Annotated in this window: 7 protein-coding genes and 1 pseudogene; 3 read left to right on the top strand and 5 right to left on the bottom strand. The window is 67.1% G+C overall.

Annotated features, from left to right (window positions below; all coding sequences use genetic code 11):
* The 3 genes and pseudogenes from AB4Y42_RS26180 to AB4Y42_RS26170 all read left to right on the top strand — a co-directional run.
* Positions 1 to 410, top strand: a pseudogene (locus AB4Y42_RS26180) (hypothetical protein); the annotation flags it as partial.
* A 139-nt stretch (positions 411 to 549) separates the two neighbouring features.
* Positions 550 to 1,329 carry an enoyl-ACP reductase FabI gene (fabI, locus tag AB4Y42_RS26175; RefSeq protein ID WP_368695771.1) on the top strand — a complete coding sequence of 260 codons (780 nt, stop codon included), beginning with the start codon at positions 550 to 552 and terminating at the stop codon, positions 1,327 to 1,329.
* Positions 1,330 to 1,462: 133 nt separating this feature from the next.
* Positions 1,463 to 2,473: a sulfate ABC transporter substrate-binding protein gene (locus tag AB4Y42_RS26170; RefSeq protein ID WP_368695770.1), complete on the top strand. Its 1,011-nt coding sequence runs from the start codon at positions 1,463 to 1,465 to the stop codon at positions 2,471 to 2,473.
* An 82-nt stretch (positions 2,474 to 2,555) separates the two neighbouring features.
* Here the strand turns inward: AB4Y42_RS26170 and AB4Y42_RS26165 are convergent, their stop codons facing one another.
* From AB4Y42_RS26165 to AB4Y42_RS26145, 5 genes are all read right to left on the bottom strand, one after another.
* Entirely contained in the window at positions 2,556 to 2,861 is a 306-nt protein-coding gene (locus AB4Y42_RS26165) for a hypothetical protein (RefSeq protein WP_368618081.1), read from the bottom strand.
* Between the two features lie 247 nt (positions 2,862 to 3,108).
* Positions 3,109 to 4,731, bottom strand: a complete 1,623-nt coding sequence (locus AB4Y42_RS26160) for an ABC transporter substrate-binding protein (protein ID WP_368695769.1) — start codon at positions 4,729 to 4,731, stop codon at positions 3,109 to 3,111.
* 178 nt (positions 4,732 to 4,909) lie between these two features.
* Positions 4,910 to 5,686: an SDR family oxidoreductase gene (locus tag AB4Y42_RS26155; protein WP_368689356.1), complete on the bottom strand. Its 777-nt coding sequence runs from the start codon at positions 5,684 to 5,686 to the stop codon at positions 4,910 to 4,912.
* Positions 5,687 to 5,697: 11 nt separating this feature from the next.
* The gene (locus tag AB4Y42_RS26150) at positions 5,698 to 6,351 is read right to left on the bottom strand and encodes a thiol:disulfide interchange protein DsbA/DsbL (protein WP_254314667.1); all 654 of its coding nucleotides are present in this window, start codon (positions 6,349 to 6,351) and stop codon (positions 5,698 to 5,700) included.
* A 204-nt stretch (positions 6,352 to 6,555) separates the two neighbouring features.
* Positions 6,556 to 7,380 (bottom strand): SPOR domain-containing protein, encoded by an 825-nt coding sequence (locus AB4Y42_RS26145; protein ID WP_368695768.1) that lies wholly within the window; start codon positions 7,378 to 7,380, stop codon positions 6,556 to 6,558.
* Positions 7,381 to 7,385 lie beyond the last annotated feature (5 nt).

Below are 7,385 nucleotides of genomic sequence, written 5' to 3'. Positions count from 1 at the left end.
CCGCAGAAGCCGCAGAAGCCGCAGAAGCCGCAGAAGCCGCAGAAGCCGCAGAAGCCGCAGAAGCCGCAGAAGCCGCAGAAGCCGCAGAAGCCGCAGAAGCCGCAGAAGCCGCAGAAGCCGCAGAAGCCGCAGAAGCTGCGGAACCAGAAGCTGAAGCCCCGGCAGCACCCGCGAAGTCCTCCCGCGCGAAGGCCGCCGTTGCGGGCGAGCACGCCGCGCCCGCGAAACCCATGCGTGCGGCGCGCGCCGGCGTGAAGGTGAAGGCCGCGGAGCCGGCCGACGCGAAGAAGGCGCCGGCTGCCGCCAAGACGGCGGCGCGCCGCTCGCGCGCGGCATCGACGCCCACCTCCACGCGGGCCGCGGGCACGACGGCCACGCGCCGCCGCGCGACGCGCAGCGCGGGCGAGTAACGAAGCCCGTTCCCGTGTCACCCCGCACGCGCCGCATCCCCACCGATGCGGCGCGTCGCTTTGAGGCCGACACATCGGCAGCCAGATCGGCAACTGCATTCGCGGCCATCACCGGCCGTCTTCCACTGCGAGGTCAGCCATGCATACTCCTCCTGAACGGCCGCTTGCCGGCATGCGCGCGCTCGTCACCGGCGTGGCGAACGCCGATTCGATCGCTTACGGCTGCGCCCGCGCGTTCGCCGATCTCGGTGCGCAACTCGCCGTCACCTATCTCAACGACAAGGCCAAGCCCTACGTCGAGCCGCTCGCCAACGAACTGGGCGCGCAATTGCTGCTGCCATTGAACGTCGAGGAAGACGGCCAGCTCGACGCCGTGTTCGACGCCGTGCGCGATACGTGGGGATCGCTCGACATCGTGCTGCACTCCATCGCCTATGCCCCGAAAGAGGATCTGCAGGGCGGCCTGCTCGCTTCGTCGGCGCAGGGCTTCGCGTATGCGATGGACGTGTCGTGCCACTCGTTCATCCGCATGGCGAAGCGCGCCGTCCCGCTCATGCCGCACGGCGGCACGCTCTTCGCGATGAGCTACGACGGCGCGAACCGCGTCGTGCCCAGCTACAACCTGATGGGCCCGGTGAAAGCGGCGCTCGAAGCGTCGTGCCGCTATCTCGCGTACGAACTCGGACCGATCGGCATCCGCGTGCACGCGATCTCGCCCGGGCCGCTCAAGACGCGCGCGGCCTCGGGGCTGCCCGACTTCGACCGCATGCTCGCTGAGGCCGTGGAGCGCGCGCCGCTCGGCGAACTCGTCGACATCATGGACGTGGGCTACGCCACCGCGTATCTCGCCACGCGCTACGCCCGCCGCATGAGCGGCAACACCGTGTACATCGACGGTGGCGCGCACATCATGGCTTAGCACGAAAGCCGCAAAGCAAAGCTCGCATCGGTATAAGCCGTGCGCCCCGGCTCGCTAGAATCGAGCGTTCGGTCTGCTTACGAAAATCATGCAGGCAGGCCGAAACGCCTTTCAACGACAGACGGGGATCACCATGGCAGGGTTGGGACGCACGGCGCGCTGGTTCGGCGCGGGCATCATCGCATTGAGCGCGGCGGCGGCGCATGCAGAAACGTCGCTGCTGAACGTCTCGTACGACGTGACGCGCGAGTTGTACAAGGACATCAACGCGAGCTTCATCGCCGACTACCAGAAGAAGACCGGCGAGACCCTGGCGATCAAGCAGTCGCACGGGGCGTCGAGCGCGCAGGCGCTCTCGGTGCTGCAAGGACTGCAAGCCGACGTCGTGACGATGAACCAGCCCAACGACATCGACCTGCTCGCGCAGCAGGGTCATCTCGTGCCCGCCAGCTGGCGCACGCGCCTGCCCGACGCGAGCGCGCCCTACACGACGACGATGGTGTTCCTCGTGCGCAAGGGCAACCCCAAACACATCAAGGACTGGGACGATCTCGCCAAGCCTGGCGTACAGGTCGTGATCGCCAACCCGAAGACGTCGGGCAACGGACGCTACGCGTATCTGGCCGCATGGGGCTACCGCAAGCAGCAGGGCGCAAGCGACGCCCAGGCGCTCGACTTCGAACGCGCGCTGCTGAAGAACGTGCCGGTGCTGGACGCGGGTGGCCGGGGCGCCACGACGACCTTCACGCAGCGCGGCATCGGCGACGTGCTCGTGACCTTCGAAAACGAAGTGGCGCTCATCGATACGGGTGTGGGGGCGAAGGACTTCGAAGCCGTCTATCCCTCGGTGAGCCTGCTGGCGGAGCCGCCGGTGACGATCGTCGACAAGGTCGTGGACAAGCGCGGCACGCGCAAGAGCGCGCAGGCGTATCTCGACTATCTGTATTCACCCGCCGCGCAGGAGATCATCGCGCAGCATCACCTGCGTCCGCGCGATGCCGCGGTGCTCGCGAAGCACGCAAGCGAGTTCAAGCCGATCAAGACCTTCACGGTCGAGCAGGTGTTCGGCAGCTGGCAGAACGCGCAGGCGACGCATTTCGCCGATGGCGGCACGTTCGATCAGATCGTCGCGAACCGCAATTGATCCGGGCGGCACGTAAGGACAGCGCATAAAACAAAAGCGCCTCGCAATTGGCGAGGCGCTTTGCATTTCTCAGGCTATGGGTTTAGTACCAGCCGCGACGGCCATGCCATTCGTTGCGGCCGTACCAGCGGCGGCCGTCCCAGTAGCGGTCGCCGTGCCAGCCGATCACGACAGCCGGCGCGTAGGCCACGCGCACGGGCGGCGCGACGTAGACCGGGCGCGGCGCGACATAAACAGGCTGCGGCGCGACATACACCGGCGCGGGAGCCACATAAACCGGAGCGGGCACGCCGACGTTCAGGCCGACCACCACGCCGGCCATCGCGGTTTGCGAGGCGGCCAGGACGAGCGCTCCAGCACCCAGCGCGGCAAAGAGTTTGGTTTTCATTTTGAGCCCCTTCGGTTGAAGATTCGATGGCTTCAATGTAGCCGGGCGCTCGCCGGCTTGAGTTACCAAACTGCAACAAACTGCGCGCGAATTTTACGGGCGGTAATGGGAGGAAAGGGCGCTCGCCCGCCTGTCGCGGGCTTCCCGCATGTTTGGCGCAGGCGGGCCTGTTTCAATTCGTGATCGTGAGGGCAGGCCTGTCAACGAACGGCGCGCCGGGCGCGGAAGCCCGGCGCGGTTCCAGCCGTTACTGCACCGCGACGCTCGCGAAGTTCTGGCGTCCGAACGGGCTCACCTGATAGCCGCTCACGGTTGTGCGCGTGATGGCGGAGGCGGTCGGGTAGCCGAGCGGAATCCACAGCGCCTGGTCGCGGATGATCTGCTGGGCGGCTTCGTAGAGCTTCACGCGCTTCGCCTGGTCGGCGGTGGCCTTGCCTTCGGCGATCAGCTTGTCGAGCTGCGGGTCGCAAAAGCGCGCGAAGTTGATGCCCGACTGCACCGCATTGCAGCTGAAGAGCGGCGAGAGATAGTTGTCAGGGTCGCCGTTGTCGCCGGCCCAGCCCATGAAGAGCGTGTCGTGCTGGCCCTGCTTTGCCTGCTTGATCAGCTCGCCCCACTCGATCACCTTGATCTCGGCCTTCACGCCGATCTTCGCGAAATCGGCCTGCAACAGCTCCGCACCCGCGCGCGGGTTCGGGTTCAGCACGCTGCCGTTCGGACGCACCCAGATCGTCGTCGCGAAGCCGTTGGGGAAGCCCGCGTCGGCGAGCAGCTGCTTCGCCTTCGCCGGGTCATACGGATACGGCTGGATCGATTTGTCGTAGCCCCAGGTGATGGGCGGCCAGGGGTTGGTCGCGGGCGTGGCGGTGTTGTCGAAAATCGCCTTCAGGTACGTCGTGCGGTCGAACGCCATGTTCAGCGCCTGGCGCACCTTCTGGTTGTCGAGCGGCTTCTTCTGCGTATTGAGCGCGACGAACGCCGTCATGAACGCGGGCGTCTCCACCACCTTGAGCGACTTGTCGTCCTTCGCGGCGGCCACGTCCTGGGGCTTGGGCGAGAGCGCGATCTGGCATTCGCCGGCCTTCACCTTCTGCGCGCGCACGGCGGCGTCGGGCGTGATCGCGTAGATCAGGCGGTCCACCTTCGGCTTCGGCCCCCAGTAGGTCGGGTTCACGTCGTAGCGGATCACCGCGTCCTTCGTGTAGCTCTTGAGCACGAACGGGCCCGTGCCCACCGGCTTCGCGTTGAGGTCGACCTGCTTGCCGGCCTTGAGCAGCTGGTCGGCGTACTCGGCGGAGTAGATCGACGCGAAGCCCATCGTGAGGATCGAGAGGAAGGTGGCGTTCGGCTCGTTGAGCTCGAACTTCACCGTGTTCGCGTCGACCTTCGTGACCGCCTTCACGAGCTTCACGAGGCCCATCGACTGCGCGTGCGGGAAGCCGCTCGCGCCGGCCACCTTGTGCCACGGATTGTTCGCGTCGAGCATGCGGTCGAACGTGAAGACCACGTCGTCGGCGCTGAGCGTGCGCGTGGGCTTGAACCATTCGGTCGTCTGGAACGCCACGTCGGGCCGCAGATGGAACGTGTAGGTCAGGCCGTCGGCGCTCACTTCCCACTTGTCCGCGAGCGCGGGCACGACCTTCTTCTGCGTCTCGTCATAGGCCACGAGCGAATTGAAGATGACGTCGGCGGACGCGTTGGTCGTGACGAGCGAGTTGAACTGCACGACGTCGAAGCCGTCGGGACTCGACTCGGTGCAGACCGTCAGCGGTTTGGCGAGCGCGGGCGTGGCCGCGAACGCGGCGCCAAGCGCGGCCGCGAGCACGAAAGCAGGCACGAGCGTGCGCGCGGAGGGCGAGGTGAAGCGCATGGGATCTCCGTGGTTCTTCGGTGGCGGGCGGCGCCCCGTTTTGTTCGATTCAGGAGAGGCGAGAAGGCTCAGAAGGGCGCCCGGACGAGCCAAGCTTATCGAAGGGAAATTGCCGAGACAACAATTTAATCGACATACCCATATGGCATGGGGGCGCCGCGCGGTGAGCCGGGGCGGCTCAGTGGCTCGCCGTGCGCGGCTTGCGCGGCGCCTTTTCGAACACGCGGTCGTAGACCCAGCGCGGCAGCGCGCGCAGCATCGTGGCGGCCACGCGCATCGGCCAGGGGAACACCGCGAACGACGTGCCGCGCGCGATCGCTTGCGCGGTCTTCGCGGCGAACTGGTCCGCGTCCATCAGGAAGGGCATGCGGTAGGGGTTCTTCGCCGTCATCGGCGTGCGGATGTAGCCGGGCGCGATGGTGACCACGGGCACGCCGAACGGACGCATTTCCACGCGCAGCGCTTCGAGATAGGCGAGCGCCGCGGCCTTCGAGGCGCTGTAGGCGCCCGAGCCGGGCAACCCGCGCACGCCGGCCACGCTCGCGATGCCCACGAGCGTGCCGCGCCTTGCCTGCGCCATGGCCGAGGCGAACGGCTCGAAGGTGGCGACCATGCCGAAGTAGTTGGTGTCCATCACGTCGCGGAACGTGGCGAGATCGCCTTCGCCCGTCAGCACGCCGCGGCTCACGCCCGCATTGGCGATCACGATGTCGGGCATGCCGTGCCGGGCGATGAAGTCGCGCGCGGCGGCGGCGAGCGCATCGGCGTCGCGCACGTCGGCGGGATAGATCGAGACGGGGTGGCCGGGGTGGGACTGCCGGAAGCCGGCAAGGGCCTCGCCGCGGCGCGCGACGAGCCCGAGGACGGCGCCCTGCCGCGCGTATTCGGCAGCGAGCGCGGCGCCAATGCCGCTCGACGCGCCGGTGATGAAGACCTTCAGTGGCGCGTCTTGCATGGCGCGGTTCCTCACATCTTCTTCGCGCGGATCTGCGAGATGATGTAGTCCATCACCTGTGCCGTGCCCGGCAGTGCCTTGTCTTCCGGACCCTGGACCATGGCCGGGCCGGTCTCGTACTTGCCCTGGATCGCGATGGTCGGCACGCCGTCGATCTTGTAGGCATCGAGCAGGGCCTTGTCGCGCTGCAGCGCGCTCTGCGTCGAGAACGAGTTGTACGCTTCCATGTACTTCTTCGCATCCACGCCTTGCGTGGCAAGAAACTTCGCCTGGTCTTCCGGCGTGAGCAGGTAGTTCTTGTTCACGTGGATTTCGTGGAACACGACCGGCGTGAGCTTCTGGGCGAGGCCGAGCGCGTCGAGCGCGTAGTACATCTTCGAGTGCGGGATGAAATCGTCACGGAACGCCACCGGCACGCGCTTGAACACGACGTCCGGGCCCTGCTTCTTGATCCATGCCTCGAGATACGGGTCGAACGCGTTGCAGTGCGGGCAGCCGTACCAGAAGAACTCGATCACTTCGATCTTGCCTGCGGGCACGTCGAGCGCCTGGGGGGCCTTCAGGACCGTGTAGTCCTTGCCGGCCACGGGTGCCGCGGCCGAGGCGTGGGCCACACCGGCGATCAGCGAAAGCGAGAGAAAAAGCGTACCGAGAAGTCGTTTCATGGCGTTGGAATCCACTGTTCTTGGACCGGCGGCGGCCGGTTGTCTGCCGCAGGACGCCGTTGGCGCGAACCAGGCGCGTGCGGGTGCTGCGCGGGTATTGCTTGTTGATGGACGCCGCGCCGCGCGCCGCGGCCAGGCCTCACGCGAACGCCGCGCTGCTGCGGCTTCGGCGGGCGGGCGCGCGGTACGCGGCGCGGACGACGATTACTGCTTCGTGAAGCGGATGACGGCCGTATCGATACCGGCGTCGGACAGGCGCTGACGCGTCGAGTTCATGTCGTCGAACTTCGTGAACGGACCGATGCGCACGCGGAAATAGGTCACGCCGCCGGCGTCGCGCTGCGTCACCTTCGATTCGAACCCCTGGAACGCGAGGCGCGCACGCTGCTGCTCGGCGTCGCCGGACGTCTTGTACGCGCCCACCTGCAGGAAATAGCCGGTGTTGGCGTCGCCCGGTGCGGGCGCGTCGCTGCCGGGCTTGGCGCCCGGGGGCGTCGGCACCGCGTTGGCGGGCTTCTGCGGCTGGTTGTTCGCGAGGATCTGCGCCGGGTTGCTCGTCGAGTTGCTGGCCGACTGCGGCTTCTTCGCGATCGCTGTGCCGCTCGTGACGTTTTCACCGGTCGACGGTTGCGGCGCGACGGCCACGCCGTTGTTGGTGGCGTTGCTGTTCGAGCCCGAGGGCGGCACTTCCACGATCTGCGGCTCTTCGAGCATGCCAGAGGACTGCGACTGGTTCGTGGTCTGGCCTGGCGCCGTGTTGGGCGGCGTGCTTTGCGCGGCTTGCGGCACCGGCTGCCCCGGCGACTTGCCCTGCAGCGCGCGGTTCGGGTCGACCTGCTCGTTGTTCTGGCCGACGTCGGAAGCGGCCGGCGGCGCGACCTTCGAGACGAACGGCGTGGGCGCGCGCGTGATGTACAGCGCCACCACCACCGCGATCGCAAGGCCGACGATCAGGCCCAGCACGATGCCGAGAAAGGTTCCCCCGGACTGCTTCGACTGCTGTTTTGTAGTGCGGCGCGGTTTTGCCATCGTCT

Source organism: Paraburkholderia sp. EG286B (genome assembly GCF_040965655.1).
Lineage (GTDB): Bacteria > Pseudomonadota > Gammaproteobacteria > Burkholderiales > Burkholderiaceae > Paraburkholderia.
Note: the sequence above shows the minus strand (reverse complement) of the source record. Positions and strands in the feature narration are given on the sequence as shown.

Coding starts and splice junctions, on each gene's coding strand:
- fabI (WP_368695771.1), top strand. CDS start 550: ATGCATACTCCTCCTGAACGGCCGCTTGCCGGCATGCGCGCGCTCGTC.
- AB4Y42_RS26170 (WP_368695770.1), top strand. CDS start 1,463: ATGGCAGGGTTGGGACGCACGGCGCGCTGGTTCGGCGCGGGCATCATC.
- AB4Y42_RS26165 (WP_368618081.1), bottom strand. CDS start 2,861: ATGAAAACCAAACTCTTTGCCGCGCTGGGTGCTGGAGCGCTCGTCCTG.
- AB4Y42_RS26160 (WP_368695769.1), bottom strand. CDS start 4,731: ATGCGCTTCACCTCGCCCTCCGCGCGCACGCTCGTGCCTGCTTTCGTG.
- AB4Y42_RS26155 (WP_368689356.1), bottom strand. CDS start 5,686: ATGCAAGACGCGCCACTGAAGGTCTTCATCACCGGCGCGTCGAGCGGC.
- AB4Y42_RS26150 (WP_254314667.1), bottom strand. CDS start 6,351: ATGAAACGACTTCTCGGTACGCTTTTTCTCTCGCTTTCGCTGATCGCC.
- AB4Y42_RS26145 (WP_368695768.1), bottom strand. CDS start 7,380: ATGGCAAAACCGCGCCGCACTACAAAACAGCAGTCGAAGCAGTCCGGG.